The organism is Rouxiella aceris (assembly GCF_012933545.1).
GTDB lineage: Bacteria > Pseudomonadota > Gammaproteobacteria > Enterobacterales > Enterobacteriaceae > Rouxiella > Rouxiella aceris.
The window spans coordinates 189,021-205,794 of sequence record NZ_JAADJU010000007.1 but is presented as its reverse complement, the minus strand read 5'-3'; the positions used below and the strand labels follow the sequence as shown (position 1 = coordinate 205,794).

Sequence of the window (16,774 nt, the reverse complement as noted above, 5' to 3'; positions counted from 1 at the left end):
GACTGATTTGCTGCCAGCCGCTGTCGTGTCCTGCCTGCTCGTCCCCTGCCCGGCATTGGCCACCGCAGTAGAATTTTCCTGACCCGTCCCCGCCTGCTGAATACTGTTTATCATAATTTTTCCGCATCCTGACAAATCAGTGAAGGCACATATCTTTTGTCGCGCAGCCCCAGCTACGACGAATAAAAATAAGTGGCCGCGCCAGGGGGCAAGTTCCCTGGCGGAGAGGATAAACAGCAGGGTGAGCTTAAACCGCGCGGATCAGCAGCGTCAGTACTTCGTAGTGCGCAGTATGGGGAAACATATCAAACAGTTGAACGCGGGCAATACGGTAATTTTTTAGCTCGGCAATATCTTTCGCCATGGTTTGGGCATTGCAACTGGAATACAGCAAAACACCCGGAGCCATACGGTCGAGATAGTGACAAAGTTCGCGACCAATACCGCGACGCGGCGGGTTGACCAGCACCAGTTGCGGCACACTGTCGTGGCCAGTGGCAAAGCCGGTGGAATCCAACGCCTTAAACTCGACGTGTTGCAGCCCCAGACGTTGTGCAGATAAGCGGGCACAGGCAATGGCTTCGGCGCTGATCTCAATGCCGGTTAACTGCGTCTCGGCGGTCGCGCAATGCAGACCAAATCCGCCGACGCCGCAAAACAGATCCCACATGCTGCTGATATGACGCTCTGCCACCCAGTCGCGAGCCGTGGCGTACAGCGCTGCCGCGACCTGAGGATTGGTCTGGAAAAAACTTTGCGGACGAATAAACAGCGGCACCTGATTAAACTGCTCCTCTAACGCCTGCTGTTCTGTTAGCGCAATCTCCTGCTCCCCTTCAAGAATGGCCATATGCACCGGTTGAATATTGGCAGAAACCACCTGTAAGTCTGGTAACTGTTGCAATAGCCAGGGCAAAGCGTCACGCAGTTGCGGCAGCTTGCTTTCCGATCGCAGCACAAAACGCAGCAGCAATCCGCCGTTATATTGACTCTGGGTCAGCAATAAATGTTTCAACTCACCGCGTTTACGCGCCACGTTATAGGGAGTAAGACCGGCGCGGGCGATAAAGGTTTTCAGCAGCGGGAAAATCTCGGCAAAGCGTGGCGGGTAAAGCGGGCAATCACAGAGATCAACCGCGCTACCGTCGCGATGCAGCATGCCAAGCAACGGCCGCTCAACGCTGCCGCTGACCACCATTTTGGCCTTGTTGCGAAAACCTCGTTGTTCTCCGGCAACCGGTTCACGCCATTGCGCCACGGGAAAACCCGCAAGTAAATCGGTTAGCTCACGCTGTTTGTCTGCGAGCTGACTGGCATAGGGTTTTTCCAGCCATTGGCAGGAACGGCAGGTTCCGGCGGTGTATTGTGGGCAATGCATATAAAAAGTGACCGTTATCGCTGCGCGCCAGCGCGCAGGGTGAAAAAGTTGCCGCGAAGTTTACCACCGCCAGGCGGCAAAGACGCGGTTATCAGCACGGAAAATCCGGGTTAATGGCGAGTCGCACGCTGCATATCTTTAACGCGCTGTTTCTCTGCTCGCGACATAAACCACCAGGCAATAATTCCAATGATGCCGACCACCAGCAGGATCAGGCTGGCCAGGGCATTAATCTCCGGGTTAGTGCCCAGACGCACACTGGCAAAGACCAGCATCGGCAGCGTGGTGGAACCCGGACCGGCAACAAAACTGGCAATCACCAGGTCATCCAGCGACAGGGTAAAGGCCAGCAGCCAGCCGGAAATCAGCGCCGGGGCAATCATCGGAATAGTGATAATAAAAAACACTTTCAGCGGCGTTGCGCCCAAATCCATGGCGGCTTCTTCGATGGATCGATCCAGCTCGCGCAGGCGGGCAGCCACCACCACCGCCACATAGGCGCTACAGAAGGTGACATGTGCCAGCCAGATGGTGAACATCCCGCGCTCTCCCGGCCAACCCAGGGTATGTCCCATGGCGACAAACAGCAGCAATAACGCCAGCCCGGTGATCACATCCGGCATAACCAGCGGGGCCGTAAGCATAAAAGCAAAACCGGTCGCGCCGCGAAAACGGCCATAACGCACCATCACCACCGCCGCCAACGTGCCGACCACCAACGCCATACTGGCCGCCGCGGTGGCAATGGTTAAACTCATGCTGACCGCACTGATCATCGCCGAATCGTGAAACAGCTCACTATACCAGCGGGTGGACCAGCCCGCCCAGACGGTGACCAGCTTGGAGCTGTTAAAGGAGTAGATCACCAACATCAGCATTGGGGCATATAAAAAAGTGAATCCCAACACCAGGATCACAATGCGCCATGGCGAGCGCACAACCGGCAGCAGATTCATTCTTTCTCTCCCAACTCTTTATTCTGGTATTTGTGGAACCACAAAATTGGCATGATCAACAGCAGTAACATAATTACGGCAATCGCCGAGGCCACAGGCCAGTCGCGGTTATTAAAGAATTCCTGCCACAAAATACGGCCAATCATAATGCTGTCTGGCCCACCCAACAGTTCCGGAATTACGTACTCCCCCACTGCCGGAATAAATACCAGCATGGAACCGGCGATAATGCCGCCTTTGGTCAAGGGCACGATCACCTGAATAAAAGTTTTGAAAGGTCTGGCACCGAGATCGAGAGAGGCTTCCACCAGCGAGTAATCGAGACGGGTCAACGCCGTGTAGATAGGCAATACCATAAACGGCAGATAGGAATAGACAATACCGATATACACCGCCAGATTGGTATGCAAAATAACCAGCGGCTGATCGATAACCCCCAGCCATAGCAGCACATTATTAAGTACGCCGTTATCTTTAAGGATCGCCATCCAGGCATAGACGCGGATCAGAAACGAGGTCCAGGAAGGCAGGATCACCAGCAGCAGCAAAATATTGCGCGTCGAGGGGGCACTGTGTGCCACCGCCCAGGCCAACGGATAGCCAATCAGCAGACACAGCAGCGTGGAAATGGCTGCCACTTCCAGCGACTGCAGATAGGACTCGATATATAACGGATCCTGAGTAAGCTGAATATAATTGCCAAAATTCAGCGCAATATCCAGCACCCCGCTGGTCCAGGTCATCAGGTCAGTATAAGGGGGGATCGCCCGCGCCATATCGGCAAAGCTGATTTTAAAAACAATCAGAAATGGCAGCAGAAACAGCAGCATAAACCACACCAGCGGCAGCAGGATCACCAGCTTTTTGCCATGTGCCTGCTGCAATTTCCCCACCACCCGGCGCACTTTACCCACCGGCGCTGCCGCAGGGTCGTTAGTCAGCATTGTCATTTTCGTTAACTCCTGACCTAGACGGTCAATACCACACAGCTATCGGCTTGCCAGCACAAACGCACTTCATCGCCCCAGGTCGGCATCCCTTTGCGGAAACGGAAACCGTTTTGCAACTGGGCAGTGATCATCTCGCCGCTATGTAATTTGACATGATAAATCGACAAATCCCCCAGGTAGGCAATATTCACCACTTCACCGACGGCGAAATTGCAACCATCTTCCGGCACCTCTTCGCACAGCATGATTTTTTCCGGACGCAGGGCAATAAAGGCCGGCACACCATCGACCACCGAAGCATCGGCATCCACTTTGAGCGGATGCATCAGGCCAGGACTGCGGATAATCAAGGCATCTTCTTCTCGCGCGACCAACAGGCCCTCAAACACATTAACCGAACCGATAAACTCGGCGCTAAAGCGGCTGTTGGGGTGTTCGTAAATCTCTTCCGGCTCACCGATTTGCACAAACTTACCGCGGTTCATAATGGCGATACGTCCGGCCATGGTCATGGCTTCTTCCTGATCGTGCGTCACCATCACGCAGGTGGCACCCACGCGCTCAAGAATATCCACCACTTCCAGCTGCATACGGTCACGCAGTTTTTTATCCAGCGCGCCCATGGGCTCATCGAGCAGAAGCAATTTTGGACGTTTCGCCAGACTGCGCGCCAGGGCCACGCGCTGACGCTGACCACCGGAAAGCTGATGCGGTTTACGGCGGGCAAACTCTTCCATATGCACCAGCGTCAGCATTTCTGCAACCCGGTTTTTAATCTCGGCTGATGGCAATTTGTCTTGCTTAAGGCCAAAGGCAATATTCTGCTCCACGGTCATATGCGGAAACAGCGCATAGGACTGGAACATCATATTGATCGGTCGCTGATAAGGCGGCACATGGGATAAATCCTGGCCATCGAGAACAATCTGCCCGCGGCTTGGCGCCTCAAATCCTGCAAGCATACGCAGCAAGGTAGATTTGCCACAGCCAGATGCGCCCAGCAGCGCAAAAATCTCGCCTTTGTAAATGGTCAGATTGACGTCATCTACGGCCAGTTGACCATCAAAGGATTTGGATAAATTACGGATTTCCAGCAGAGGGGAAAAACCTTTCAGGGATTTTTCGCCTTTATTTAACGGCTGAGGGCGTGGAATAACATCATTCACTCAGAAATCTCTCCGACAGAAGCAGGTCAAAAAGCCGTCAGACAGCCGGCTCGCAAAACGATCAACGCAAAGATACCCAGATTATGCCTTTTAAGCATAACAGCCCACGCAAAATTCGCAGGTCTGCCAGGTAAATCAGCGAAACAACTAAAAGCGAAGCGGCCCCGCAGATTGCTGCGGAGCCGCCAAAGGACAGGATACCCGGCTCCCTTGCCGCTACTGCGCATAATAGTGCGTCAGCGACCACGAGAGGATATTGTCCAGGTTAGCTAAACATTATTTACCGCTTTTCACTTTGGTCCAGGAACGAGTGATCACGCGATCAATTTTCGGATCCTGAACTTTAAGAGAAAACAGCTTGGCGCGCACATCAGCCGGTGGATAAATGCTTGGGTTATTACGGATCTCCGGCTTGACCAACGCCGTTGCTGCCGCATTACCATTGGCATAGAACACGGTATTACTGATGCCAGCCATCACTTCCGGTTTCATCAGGTAGTTAAGGAACTGGTAGGCTTCATCGCTATTTTTGGCATCTGCCGGCATGGCAAACACATCAAAGAACGCCAGCGCCCCTTCTTTGGGAATGCTATAAGCGATATTAACGCCATTTTTTGCTTCTTTGGCGCGGTTGGAAGCCTGGATCACATCCCCTGCCCAGCCAACGGCCACGCAGATATCACCATTTGCCAGGTCATTGATATATTGCGATGAGTGGAAATAGCGAATACTTGGACGCAGTTTCAGCAGCAGATCAGTGGCCGTGGTGCTGTAATCGCTGGCATTGGTACTGTTAGGATCCAGATGCAGGTAGTTGAGCACGGTGGCATAAATTTCGGCCGGTGCATCAAGGAAGGAGACACCGCAGCTTTTCAGTTTTTCCAGGTTTTCCGGTTTCAGTACCAGATCCCAGCTATTGACCGGTGCGTCTTTACCCAGCACAGCTTTGACTTTATCTACGTTGTAGCCAATACCGGTGGTTGCCCACAGATAAGGGATAGCGTATTTATTATCCGGATCGTGCTGGGCCACCATTTTTAGCAGCTCGGGATCGAGATTTTTGTAGTTTGGCAGTTTGCTTTTATCCAGCGGCTTAAACACGCCAGCGGAAATTTGTCGCTCCAGGAAACTGGCAGAAGGGACCACCAGATCAAAACCTGTGCTGCCCGCCATCAATTTGCCTTCCAGCACCTCGTTGGAGTCGAATACGTCGTACACCACTTTAATGCCGGTTTCCTTCTGGAAATTGGCGACGGTGTCAGGTGCAATATAATCGGACCAGTTATAAATATGCAGCGTTTTGTCTTCCGCAGAGGCGGCAACAGAGGCGGCCATAGCCACACCGGCGATAACGCCCGATAACCACTTTTTACGCAGGGTAAACATCCGTTATTACCTCCAACAGGAGTGATAAAAAGAAATATGCGCGGCTTCCCGGTCTCTGTTTTGATCAGCAACGGCAGGTGCCGTGCGAATCGATAAACAACGACGTCGAATAACCCGTAATTAAATAGATTAGTCAGTTATTTACTAATCAGAACATTTTATTTGCCTGACACTTGCCTGCCCTGCCTGGCGAGCAGGATGCATAGACATGCATATTGCCAACCGCTGCGCAGCCTGTGAAATAACCAATTGGTTTATCAAGGTATCCTGTGTACTGCGCAGAGTGTGAAGCATAACCCCCTGCAACAGATGACACCAGATCTATAGCAAAAAAACAGCATTCATCGATTATTTATGCAGTAATCTCTATACCCTGCGTCATTTTACCCGTCGACAAGGGAAATCATTGGCAACAAGGATAATTTGCAGCATAAGAGAGTTAAATGACGATAACGCTGTCGCAGCTATAGGGTTATAGCCGCGGCAGGAAAACAGCGGATCAGTGTAACAGCGGAATATTCAGACTTATTGGCGGACTCATGTCTTCTTCATCGCCGACAAACAGCAAATCATTGGCATGGGCTTCGAGGATAATCATCGACATTTGCTCTTCTGCCTGCTGCAGGAAGTGGGCAAATTGCTCTTGCGTAACACCGACAGCAACACTCAATGACTGGCAAACAATCAGTTTTGGCAGATTGTCGTCCTGGATATCGATAAAGGCTTTCACGGTGAGTGAGCTGGCGTTGATTTGGCTTAGATCGGCAACTAACGGGATCAGTGCAGTGGGTTTGACTTCAGCCAACGCAGAAAATAGGATCACGTTATCCACCAGATCCACTTTCGCATCAAAGACACCGTCAAAGTTCTGCATATGTGGCAGATGAAGAGCCTGACAGGAATCACACTCGAAGAAAGAAATGCCCAACTGATCGAGCCAGCGTCGTAATAACGCCAAATCAGGGACGGTGAGTGAATCCATATAATCAGCCTCAGGGTGTCGGTAAAGCATGGTGACGTCTCGTAAAAATGTAGGAACACAAAAAGAGTCTGATCGGACTTTTTACGTTATCGGTCTTTTTAATCGAAATAGTTAAGTGGGATAGCTTACGGAAATTTCACCGCCAGCGCCACGATCAATGGCGATATTATCAGTGAATGGCCGAAATAATGGCGGGTGATACCGCAAAATGCTGCAGTATCCCCATATTGACTGCGGTTTTAGCCACCGGATTTTAAGCGAAAACCCGGCTTGGCGCGCATTTCGATATAATCGATCATCATACCGGCGATATCCAGCCCGGTGGTATTTTCAATGCCCTCCAACCCCGGCGACGCGTTAACTTCCATCACCAAAGGGCCACGTGCAGCGCGCAAAATATCTACCCCGGCGACATCCAGCCCGAGGGTTAACGCGGCTTTCACCGCCATCGCTTTTTCCTGGGGAGTGATCGCCACATTGCGTGCGGTACCACCGCGATGGAGGTTGGAACGAAAATCCCCGGCCTTGGCCTGACGTTCAATAGCGGCAACCACCCGTTTACCTACCACCAGGCAGCGAATATCGCAGCCGTTGGCTTCACGGATAAACTCCTGCACCAGAATATGCGCATTCAGCCCGCGAAAGGCATCGATCACGCTTTCCGCCGCCTGGCGGGTTTCCGCCAATACCACGCCGATGCCCTGGGTACCTTCAACCAGTTTAACCACCAGCGGCGCGCCGCCAACTAAATCGATAAGATCGGCGGTATCATCCGGCGAGTGGGCAAAGCCGGTAGTCGGCAGATCGATGCCCTCACGCGCCAGGATCTGCATGGAACGCAGTTTATCCTTGGCCCGGGTGATGGCCACCGATTCGTTTAGCGGGAAACTGCCCAGCATTTCAAACTGACGCAGCACCGCGGTACCATAAAAAGTGATCGCCGAACCAATGCGTGGGATCACCGCATGGTACTTGTCCAGTTGTCGCCCACGATAGTGAACACTCGGTGCCGCCGAGTTGATATTCATATAGCAAGACAACGGGTCAATAACATCAATTTGATGACCCCGTGCTTCTCCCGCCTCACGCAGGCGTTTGCAGGAATACAACGATCCGTCACGGGAAAGAATGGCAATTTTCATCCGACACTCCATGTCTGTCAGCGCGTAGCCCAACCTTGTTTGTGCAACGCTTCGAGCATAAAAGGACGCTGCTCTTTTTTCAGCGTTCTGATAATCAAATCACTCCAGTTATCGCGACGGGCATTGCTGTCACGTGACAGATAGTAAGCTTCCAGCTCGGCGTCATAACTGGCCAACTGGGTTTTATCCAGCGGTTGATAGCTATTTTCATGCACCAGCATGCTCTGCGGCATCCGCGGTTTAAAGGCATTGTGCTGTGCGGGATAACCGAGACAAAAACCAAACAGCGGCATAACAAATTTTGGCAGATTCAGCAGGGTAATAACATCTTCAATCTGGTTACGAATGCCGCCGATAAAGACGCCACCCAGCCCCAACGACTCGGCCGCTACCATGGCATTTTGCGCCATCAAGGCCGTATCGACGCACCCCAGCAGCAGTTGCTCTGCCAGTCCCAATTGCGCTTGCGGATTGATTTGCCAGTTACGATTAAAATCCGCGCAGAAAACCCAGAACTCGGCCGCCGTCGCCACATACTGCTGGCCGCCGGTGTACTGCACCAGTTTTTCTCGCAGCGCAGTATCAGTAATACGAATAATGGATGAACACTGCAAAAAACTCGAGGTTGACGCGGCCTGGGCAGCGCCCAAAATCGCCTCGCGTTGTTGGTCGCTGATAGCCTGGCCGGTAAAAGAACGCACTGAGCTATGTGCGCGCAGAAGGTCAATAGTTGGCGTCATAATGGGAGTTCCTTGGTGAAATTGGCGGCACTATACCCACTCTGGGTAAAAGCGGAATGCATATTTAGCGTACAGCACTGACGGAATTGTAAAAATATGTTAATTATTCATAAGGTTGAATCAGGTTATTCACCATCCAACAGGGTAATGGCCAGCCCTTTTTGCTTAAAAACATGCTGGCAGAGGATCTTGTAACTGTCGCGGTCAAAATGCGCCGTCGACATCTGCAATGCCTTCGCCGCCGCCAGCGTTTTTACCGTGCCAAGATATAACCAATTTTTCAGCACATGGAACTCACTATGGCTGGCGGAATGCTCTTCAATGGCGATGCGCCCCGGATAAGGCCAACTGCGAATTCTCATGGCATCAAGGGCATTTTTTAATCGCTGCTGATGTTCTGACAGACTCTCCATGCCGCAGCACACGCCGGTACAGCGTCCCAGAGAGTAACGAAAACAGGGCCGGTTGCTCGACAATTTTTCCAGACCCAAGGCGCCATAACAAAGTCGTTGCTGATCAGCAATGTCGCGGATCTGTTCAATGGCAGCATAGCGGGTTTTAAACAGCCCAAACAGATCCTCGGCACAGGAAAAATCTGTTTCGTTGCTGAAAACAATCCGCGTACTGCTCTCGCTGACCCGCAACGAACAGAGCTTACGCGTTACCCGCAGCCGTTTATTAAACAGCGGGCGCTGATTTTTGATCATCTGCGACTCGAGCAGCAAGGCACCAATTTCCCCTACGGTTTCCACACAGTCGATCCTGCTGGTCATACGCAATAATTTTGCTTCTGCCGGGGTTCTGAAATGGGCCAGCACCCGACTGCGGATATTAATACTTTTGCCGATATACAGCGGAAAGGTCTGGTCCTCGCCATAAAAAATATACACCCCGCAACATGCCGGCAGGGTTTCGAGGGTATAACGCAGGTGTTCCGGGTACTGATAAGGCAGAGACGTATTTTCATTTGGCATAGAAGTATCAATAACAGCGAGGCGTTAGCGCATAATAAATAGACACTTGCGATAATACTGAATATCCATACAGTCATCAAGCGTTGTGAAGTCTGTTTAAGCACAGCGGTTGCCTGAGTGGCGCTCCCGGCAAGCGCTGAGCACGGTCGCTGGCATGAGATAGGTGCAGCCCATCAAAGCGACAGGTAATTCCTGCTTTTTTTTCTTATCTGAGACAGGCATAGTAACGCCATCAACGAGAGCGTTGCGCTAAAAGATAAAACTTCCCGCGAAAGCTTTTGCAAAATGACTAATTTATGTTTTCAGATGTTTTAAATCTAAGGAGTCTCCATGTTTGCAGTAATTTTCGGGCGTCCTGGCTGTCCTTATTGTGTGCGTGCAAAAGAATTGGCTGAAAAACTCACTGAAGAACGTGATGATTTCAACTTCCGTTATGTAGATATCCACGCGGAAGGCATCAGTAAAGCGGATTTGGAAAAAACTGTCGGTAAACCTGTCGAGACAGTGCCGCAGATTTTCCTCGATCAAAAGCATATTGGCGGTTGCACCGATTTTGAAGCTTATGCCAAAGAAAACCTGTCGCTGTATCAGCAATAATTGTTTCTGAACACAGAATGTTAAGGCGCTTAATCAGGCGCCTTTTTTATATTTCGATGCCCGCGTTTCTAACCTTTTACCTACCCTCGCTGACTGCCCGGCTGTCAATCACGATGGCGGAACTGCATGATCCAGATGCGATACAGCAACACGCACATTGCTCCCAACATGGTCCAAAATACCGCGCTCCCCAAATAAGCCAATTCTTGCCCATAACCGCGCACTTCCGGCATAAAATAATGGCGAATTAATAAGCACAGCGGCACACCAATCAGTGCGCCAATCAATAATGCCAGCACATTGTTACCGCGATTAATAAAACAGGTAATTATTCCCGGCAGCATATACAACAACAGACCCAAATTCCCTTGTGGGTCAATAAAATTAACAACAATGGTGTTATTTTTTAACACAATAAAAACAAATATAAATAATAGGCTGCTGATCGCTGCAGTCTTTAGAGATGAACGCCTGCTCATATCCTCTCTCCATTGTTAGTGTTAACCTGAGCTTCTGCATTTGTTATTGCGACTGATAACGTTAGCGCAGGCCATTAGCGCCATTCCCGGCAACTCCAGGTCTGTTTTTGCTGTTTAAACCCGGCTAAGACTGGCTGTCAGCCCCTTCAACGATTAGAATACTGCACGTGATTTCGGATAAACAGTAACAGTGGGTAAACCACGACTCTGCGGCGTGATTCAATTGGTAGAGTGAATGAATTTATCTTTTACTGTTATATATTTCAATAAATTGCTGGTAACCAATAAGTAATACTCTGTGAATATAAATGTCGCTAGTTTGTTAAATGGAAATTATATCCTGCTGCTTTTTGTTGTCCTGGCACTGGGTTTGTGCCTGGGGAAGATACGACTCGGTTCGGTTCAATTAGGTAATTCCATTGGGGTTTTGGTGGTTTCGCTGCTGCTCGGCCAACAACACTTCAGCATCAATACCGAAGCGCTGAATCTTGGTTTTATGCTGTTTATTTTTTGCGTCGGCATCGAAGCCGGGCCCAACTTTTTTTCCATCTTTTTTCGCGACGGTAAAAACTATCTGATGTTGGCGTTGGTGATGGTCGGCAGCGCCATGCTATTGGCCTTGGGTCTTGGCCGCTTCTTTGGATGGGATATCGGCTTGACTGCCGGTATGCTGGCCGGCTCAATGACCTCAACCCCGGTATTGGTTGGCGCTGGCGATACGCTACGCAACACGCTGGGCAGCACCAAGGTTTTGGGTCCGGAGCTGGATAACCTTAGTCTGGGCTATGCCTTGACCTACCTGATTGGCCTGGTAAGCCTGATTTTTGGTGCTCGCTACCTGCCCAAACTTCAGCATCAGGATCTTTCCACCAGTGCCCAGCAAATTGCCCGCGAGCGTGGCCTGGATACCGACAGTCAGCGCAAGGTCTATCTGCCGGTGATCCGCGCCTATCGCGTCGGTCAGGAACTGGTGGCCTGGGCCGATGGTAAAAACCTGCGCGAGTTGGGTATCTATCGTCAAACCGGCTGTTATATAGAGCGTATCCGCCGCAACGGGATCCTGGCAACACCGGACGGAGACGCGGTATTGCAGTCCGGAGACGAGATCGCCCTGGTCGGCTATCCCGATGCCCACTCCCGCCTCGATCCCAGCTTCCGTAACGGTAAAGAGGTGTTTGACCGCGACTTGCTTGATATGCGCATTGTCACCGAAGAGGTGGTGGTCAAAAATAATAACGCGGTAGGTAAAAGGCTTAGTCAGCTCAATTTGACCGATCACGGTTGTTTCCTTAACCGAGTGATCCGCAGTCAGATTGAAATGCCTATCGATGACAGTGTGGTGCTCAATAAAGGGGATGTACTGCAGATCAGCGGCGATGCACGTCGCGTAAAAAGCGTGGCCGAGCGTATCGGCTTTATCTCGATTCACAGTCAACTCACCGACTTACTGGCTTTTTGTGCCTTCTTTATTGTCGGGCTGATGATTGGCTTAATTACCTTCCAGTTTAAAACCATTAGCTTTGGTATCGGTAATGCCGCCGGCCTGCTGTTTGCCGGGATTATGCTGGGTTTTCTACGTGCCAACCATCCGACCTTCGGCTACATTCCGCAGGGCGCATTGAATATGGTAAAAGAGTTCGGCCTGATGGTGTTTATGGCCGGTGTCGGCCTCAGTGCCGGCGCAGGTATTAATCACGGTCTGGGTACCGTGGGTGCCCAGATGCTGATCTCGGGTCTGCTGGTCAGCCTGGTACCGGTGGTGATCTGCTTTATTTTTGGCGCTTATGTTTTACGCATGAACCGCGCACTGCTGTTTGGCGCCATTATGGGTGCCCGCACCTGCGCTCCGGCCATGGAAATAATCAGTGATACCTCGCGCAGTAACATTCCGGCGCTGGGTTACGCTGGCACTTACGCCATTGCCAACGTACTGCTGACGCTGGCCGGTACCCTGATCGTTATTATCTGGCCGGGTTGAGTGGATAACTTATTGATTTTTAATGAGCTTATGAAAAATCAATAAAAAAATGTATTTTATTTGAACTGACGAGAACTTTCTTTACATAAGGCAGTCTTAATTAGTGCCACTGCTTTACTTTGAAGTCCCCAAGTTGGAGAGCCCGATAGTCCCGCCTGTTTAGGTTCAAGATTATCGGGTTTTTTGTTGCCTGAATAAAACCTCCTTACAAAACAGATAGTTAAAACGCATCACCTTAATCGATGGCGACTAACTGGCGACGCAATTCTGACTGTCTGCATTTCAAGCTATGAGATAATTTCTTGGGACTTGGGTTACTCCTTGCGTTAAGTCCACTTTACGATCTCTCGACACTTTTGAAATTCGCATGCCTGCAACGTTCTTATTAAAAGTTAATAGCAATATCACGACGAACTAAAGCGCTGTACCGGGATACAGTTCAGGATCAGGGTGGAAGTTGGGATCTTCGAACCTGGCGTTATTGAATCGTTTTTTTGCGGTTGGCCCATTGTGTTTGTAAGTCACGTCAGGGTTGGGAGTGAGATGCCATGAAATGCCGTCTTTGCCTCGTTCGATTAGAGAGGCGTCCGAGGTGCAAGAGTCTCCCGGACCTTCGTTCAGCTTAAACTGATAATAGCGCCCTGCTTTGGGGGTGAAAATGATTGAGATGTAGCAATACCTGGTACGTGGCCCCTCCCACATCATCGACACCTCTGTTTTTATATCGGGCCGCACGCGTGTTTCAAAGTAGTCGAAGGTCAAATTTTGCCCTGCTTTGGGCATGCCCACATCCTGCGTGTTGATGAATGGTAAGGGACCTGTCCGCACGACACCTCCTGAGCGGACCCCATCTTCATATTGGTAGATAGCCGCATGCTGAGTGTAGTTGACAATACGAACCCAGGCTGGATTTGGCTCATTCGCAGGTGCCGTAAAGTAATTCGTATGAGGGAGATATTGGCAACCAGTTAACAGCGGTAGGGCCAGTAAGCAGAATGAAGTGCGTAATGACATGGTAAGCATTCTTTGCAATGTATTTGCGGCTCTTTTGGTAAACCTACATATTGATCTACATTAAATGTGAACACTGCATACCGGGTCTTGATAGCGTTTCGTGATCTTTTGTGAGCACACACAGCCAGATTCTCACAGCGTCTGCTGAGTGACAAAGCGGACATTTCACATTTCTGCTTATGTGGCCAAAATCGGTATACCCCTATACTTTATAGAATTTATATCAATAGTTAAGATAAAATTAAGGTTAGTGGGGGTTTGATTCGGTTATACAGACCCACCGTTCAATGAATGATGGACTCAGAAATTATGACTGCCAGGGTTCATGCAAACAATACAGGTAAAGGAATATCAGATGCCCTCTCTATACACACTCAAGGACCTGCTCGGGTTGCTTGTTTTTTCACGGAAATATCACTTTCTCAAAAATGATCTGGACTGCCAGATCATTGCCTGGGCTGAAGATCAAATCACCGAAGGAAATGATTCGGAGACTCTTTTAATTCTCGCTTCACTGGGGCTTGATAATCAACCTGAAAGAGCTGAGATTGAATTATATATGTCACGGTATATGGCAGAGCAGCGGATAGATCTACCATCGCTAAAAACAGCAGCATTGGTCTGGCTCAAGCTATTTATGAGCCAACTTTCTCAGTGTGCGTCCATCCATGATGCAGAACAGAAAATGTATTTTCTGGTGTGTCATTGGCTTGAACCTGACGTAAAAATTTTCGCGGCGGTGGTAGATACCCTGAAATCGCTTTACTGGCATCTCTTTGATGAATGGGAGGGACCTGGTACAAGCGAAGTAGTAAGGATGGAGGAGTCAGAATTCTTTGAGCTGATTAATCGTGCGATGCTACCCTACTCCCGTAAAATTGAGAACCCAGATTGGCTGGATCTGCTTGTTCGCTAATTTTTACCAGCAACCGGAAAGGTGCCTTTCCTGTGTGCATAATTCCATCTGTGCCTGACAAGGCCAACCCTACCTGGTCAATGGCCACAATGAAAAGTGGTGACAAAGTGGCGACGGCGGAAGGCAATCGTCCTAATTTGTCACCACTAGTCACGTAATCAACATTATGAAAATTATGTGATTTATTAATTTTAAAGACCCGATGACATTATCGGTTTTTTTGTTGCCTAAAATAAAACTCGTTATAGATCAATAAAATAGTTATTTAAGAGTCGAGGCCAACACCTCGGCCCTATTTTACTTGTACTCCAGCTGCCTGCCTGTTGGTTCGGCTAATTTGAATACCTGAACAATTTCCAGAAGCAAACTTACTTGCTCTATCAGCGAGGCGCTGGCCGCAGAAGACTGTTCCACCAGCGAAGCATTCTGCTGCGTTACACCGTCCATTTGCGAAACCGCCAGATTGACTTGATCGATACCGGTGGATTGCTCCTGCGATGCCGCGGAGATCTCAGCCATAGTGTCAGTAACACGCCTCACTGACGAAACGATTTCGTACATGGTTTCACCGGCCCGCTCTACCTGCTTGACCCCGATGTTGACCTTGGATACCGAGTTTTCGATCAGTAATTTGATCTCTTTGGCTGCCGAGGCAGATCGTTCTGATAGCGTGCGTACTTCACTTGCCACCACCGCAAACCCCTTCCCTTGCTCCCCGGCACGTGCCGCCTCTACCGCTGCATTGAGTGCCAGTATATTAGTCTGGAAAGCAATACTATCGATTACCGATATAATCTCGGCAATTTTGCTGGAGCTGGTAGAAATTTCATTCATTGTCTGGACAACTTCTGATACCGCGTTGCTGCCCGACTCGGCCATTTGCGAAGCATTGGCCGCAAGTTGGCTGGTTTGACGGGCATTGTCAGCATTTTGCTTGACGGTCGACGCCAGTTGCTCCATCGAGGCAGCGGTTTCTTCCAGCGAAGAGGCCTGCTCTTCGGTGCGAGAAGAGAGATCGGTGTTCCCTGCTGCAATTTCTCTGGAACCGATATTTATCTCGTCAACCCCCGAGCGGACTTGCTTGACCAGATGTATCAGGCTTTGCTGCATGCCACTGATCGCGGACAGCAATTTACCTATTTCATTTTTGCTGGTTATCAGGATGTTGGCGGTCAGATCGCCTTTTGCCACCGCATTTAGCTGCTCGATAGCGTAGTTCAATGGTCGCAGTATGATGTTACGTAATACATACAACACGGTAATCATGATCATGATGGCAATCAGCAATACGATACTCATCGTCCACAGCAACTGGCGATATTCACTGTTTCGCAGCTGAGCCAGCGTGTTTACCGTTTCACGGGTGTTTTTTTGATACTTCTCCAGTGAGGAAGAAAACCGCCCACCGGCTTTGTCGATATCCTTAATGTTGAGATCGTAGTAACCCTTCACATCACCGGCCTGCAACAGATGTTCAGCCTGGTCAAGGAGCAGGCTTAATGCATTCGTTGAGTCAACCAACTCCGTTTTTATGGCCTCGTCACTACTGGTCATCACCGGGAGATCTTTGAATATTTGGATATTGGCGAGCAGACGTCCATGGGTAGTCTGGATGTTTTTAAAAATCCAGGGTTCGGCATTGCCATCTTTCAACAAGCTGGCATAAACCAAGGCCAGTCCTGCACGAGTACGAGCAGAGTCTTTGTAGACATCGTTGATCAGTATCACCCGGCTATCAGCTTGATGAACGAACTCAGTGGTGTCATTTGCGCGTGTCAGCGCGAACATGCCTGCGCAGGAAATCGACAGAATCATCAGCGCAAAAATGGAAATTGCGCCTGTTAACGCAAGTCGTACTGAAATATTCTTCATTAATAATTACCTTGAGCTAATTTAGGAACGAATGCCGTTTATTTTTATGTCAAGTCAACTCGATTTTCTGCACCTGCTTTGTTTTTGCTTACGCCGGGTATCCTGGTAGTAATATAACGACATAAAAAAATAATCCTTTAGTATTAACGTTATCTCGCAGTGCTTAAGGTGGGATTTTGACCATATCAAAAGGTGGTCCAATGAAAGGCCTGGATTTTGCGGTTACGGCAAAGGGGGATTTCGA

Annotated in this window: 15 protein-coding genes; 3 read left to right on the top strand and 12 right to left on the bottom strand. The window is 49.8% G+C overall.

Translation table 11 applies throughout. The features are described from left to right. Positions 1-247: 247 nt before the first annotated feature. The 9 genes from rlmC to cho all read right to left on the bottom strand — a co-directional run bounded on the left by rlmC (position 248) and on the right by cho (position 9,674). Positions 248-1,378 carry a 23S rRNA (uracil(747)-C(5))-methyltransferase RlmC gene (gene rlmC, locus GW590_RS14595; protein ID WP_169403779.1) on the bottom strand — a complete coding sequence of 377 codons (1,131 nt, stop codon included), beginning with the start codon at positions 1,376-1,378 and terminating at the stop codon, positions 248-250. A 110-nt stretch (positions 1,379-1,488) separates the two neighbouring features. Then, positions 1,489-2,334, bottom strand: coding sequence for a putrescine ABC transporter permease PotI (potI, locus tag GW590_RS14590; protein WP_169403778.1), 846 nt, complete (start codon positions 2,332-2,334; stop codon positions 1,489-1,491). Next, entirely contained in the window at positions 2,331-3,284 is a 954-nt protein-coding gene (gene potH / locus GW590_RS14585; protein WP_169403777.1) for a putrescine ABC transporter permease PotH, read from the bottom strand. The genes potI and potH overlap by 4 nt, the downstream gene beginning before the upstream one ends. 17 nt (positions 3,285-3,301) lie before the next feature. Continuing rightward, entirely contained in the window at positions 3,302-4,450 is a 1,149-nt protein-coding gene (gene potG, locus GW590_RS14580; protein ID WP_169403776.1) for a putrescine ABC transporter ATP-binding subunit PotG, read from the bottom strand. A gap of 276 nt (positions 4,451-4,726) precedes the next feature. Beyond that, a complete protein-coding gene (gene potF / locus GW590_RS14575) occupies positions 4,727-5,836 on the bottom strand; it encodes a spermidine/putrescine ABC transporter substrate-binding protein PotF (protein WP_169403775.1) in 1,110 nt (369 codons plus the stop codon). A gap of 499 nt (positions 5,837-6,335) precedes the next feature. Next, positions 6,336-6,818 carry a type III secretion system chaperone family protein gene (locus tag GW590_RS14570; protein ID WP_169403774.1) on the bottom strand — a complete coding sequence of 161 codons (483 nt, stop codon included), beginning with the start codon at positions 6,816-6,818 and terminating at the stop codon, positions 6,336-6,338. A gap of 239 nt (positions 6,819-7,057) precedes the next feature. Continuing rightward, positions 7,058-7,960, bottom strand: a complete 903-nt coding sequence (rimK, locus tag GW590_RS14565; protein WP_169403773.1) for a 30S ribosomal protein S6--L-glutamate ligase — start codon at positions 7,958-7,960, stop codon at positions 7,058-7,060. A gap of 17 nt (positions 7,961-7,977) precedes the next feature. Beyond that, positions 7,978-8,700, bottom strand: a complete 723-nt coding sequence (gene nfsA, locus GW590_RS14560) for an oxygen-insensitive NADPH nitroreductase (protein ID WP_169403772.1) — start codon at positions 8,698-8,700, stop codon at positions 7,978-7,980. A gap of 125 nt (positions 8,701-8,825) precedes the next feature. After that, on the bottom strand, positions 8,826-9,674 hold the full coding sequence (gene cho / locus GW590_RS14555) for an excinuclease Cho (protein WP_169403771.1): 849 nt from the start codon (positions 9,672-9,674) through the stop codon (positions 8,826-8,828). A 330-nt stretch (positions 9,675-10,004) separates the two neighbouring features. On the opposite strand from cho, the gene GW590_RS14550 reads away from it, so the two are divergent. Beyond that, positions 10,005-10,271, top strand: a complete 267-nt coding sequence (locus GW590_RS14550) for a GrxA family glutaredoxin (protein WP_169403770.1) — start codon at positions 10,005-10,007, stop codon at positions 10,269-10,271. Positions 10,272-10,375: 104 nt separating this feature from the next. Here the strand turns inward: GW590_RS14550 and ybjM are convergent, their stop codons facing one another. Continuing rightward, the gene (gene ybjM / locus GW590_RS14545; protein WP_169403769.1) at positions 10,376-10,750 is read right to left on the bottom strand and encodes an inner membrane protein YbjM; all 375 of its coding nucleotides are present in this window, start codon (positions 10,748-10,750) and stop codon (positions 10,376-10,378) included. Between the two features lie 298 nt (positions 10,751-11,048). Between ybjM and GW590_RS14540 the strand changes: the two genes are divergently transcribed. Further along, positions 11,049-12,728, top strand: a complete 1,680-nt coding sequence (locus GW590_RS14540) for an aspartate:alanine antiporter (protein ID WP_169403768.1) — start codon at positions 11,049-11,051, stop codon at positions 12,726-12,728. Between the two features lie 414 nt (positions 12,729-13,142). Here GW590_RS14540 and GW590_RS14535 read toward each other — a convergent pair whose 3' ends face one another. Continuing rightward, positions 13,143-13,742 carry a hypothetical protein gene (locus GW590_RS14535; RefSeq protein ID WP_169403767.1) on the bottom strand — a complete coding sequence of 200 codons (600 nt, stop codon included), beginning with the start codon at positions 13,740-13,742 and terminating at the stop codon, positions 13,143-13,145. Positions 13,743-14,097: 355 nt separating this feature from the next. Between GW590_RS14535 and GW590_RS14530 the strand changes: the two genes are divergently transcribed. Next, positions 14,098-14,658, top strand: a complete 561-nt coding sequence (locus GW590_RS14530; protein ID WP_169403766.1) for a hypothetical protein — start codon at positions 14,098-14,100, stop codon at positions 14,656-14,658. 297 nt (positions 14,659-14,955) lie between these two features. Here GW590_RS14530 and GW590_RS24375 read toward each other — a convergent pair whose 3' ends face one another. Next, positions 14,956-16,530 (bottom strand): methyl-accepting chemotaxis protein, encoded by a 1,575-nt coding sequence (locus tag GW590_RS24375; RefSeq protein WP_169403765.1) that lies wholly within the window; start codon positions 16,528-16,530, stop codon positions 14,956-14,958. Positions 16,531-16,774: the final 244 nt, after the last annotated feature.

What these genes read in the sequence shown, in the direction of transcription:
- potH (WP_169403777.1), bottom strand. Translation starts at nt 3,284, where the DNA reads ATGACAATGCTGACTAACGACCCTGCGGCAGCGCCGGTGGGTAAAGTG.
- rimK (WP_169403773.1), bottom strand. Translation starts at nt 7,960, where the DNA reads ATGAAAATTGCCATTCTTTCCCGTGACGGATCGTTGTATTCCTGCAAA.
- GW590_RS24375 (WP_169403765.1), bottom strand. Translation starts at nt 16,530, where the DNA reads ATGAAGAATATTTCAGTACGACTTGCGTTAACAGGCGCAATTTCCATT.
- nfsA (WP_169403772.1), bottom strand. Translation starts at nt 8,700, where the DNA reads ATGACGCCAACTATTGACCTTCTGCGCGCACATAGCTCAGTGCGTTCT.
- potI (WP_169403778.1), bottom strand. Translation starts at nt 2,334, where the DNA reads ATGAATCTGCTGCCGGTTGTGCGCTCGCCATGGCGCATTGTGATCCTG.
- cho (WP_169403771.1), bottom strand. Translation starts at nt 9,674, where the DNA reads ATGCCAAATGAAAATACGTCTCTGCCTTATCAGTACCCGGAACACCTG.
- potF (WP_169403775.1), bottom strand. Translation starts at nt 5,836, where the DNA reads ATGTTTACCCTGCGTAAAAAGTGGTTATCGGGCGTTATCGCCGGTGTG.
- rlmC (WP_169403779.1), bottom strand. Translation starts at nt 1,378, where the DNA reads ATGCATTGCCCACAATACACCGCCGGAACCTGCCGTTCCTGCCAATGG.
- GW590_RS14570 (WP_169403774.1), bottom strand. Translation starts at nt 6,818, where the DNA reads ATGGATTCACTCACCGTCCCTGATTTGGCGTTATTACGACGCTGGCTC.
- GW590_RS14530 (WP_169403766.1), top strand. Translation starts at nt 14,098, where the DNA reads ATGCCCTCTCTATACACACTCAAGGACCTGCTCGGGTTGCTTGTTTTT.
- GW590_RS14550 (WP_169403770.1), top strand. Translation starts at nt 10,005, where the DNA reads ATGTTTGCAGTAATTTTCGGGCGTCCTGGCTGTCCTTATTGTGTGCGT.
- GW590_RS14535 (WP_169403767.1), bottom strand. Translation starts at nt 13,742, where the DNA reads ATGTCATTACGCACTTCATTCTGCTTACTGGCCCTACCGCTGTTAACT.
- ybjM (WP_169403769.1), bottom strand. Translation starts at nt 10,750, where the DNA reads ATGAGCAGGCGTTCATCTCTAAAGACTGCAGCGATCAGCAGCCTATTA.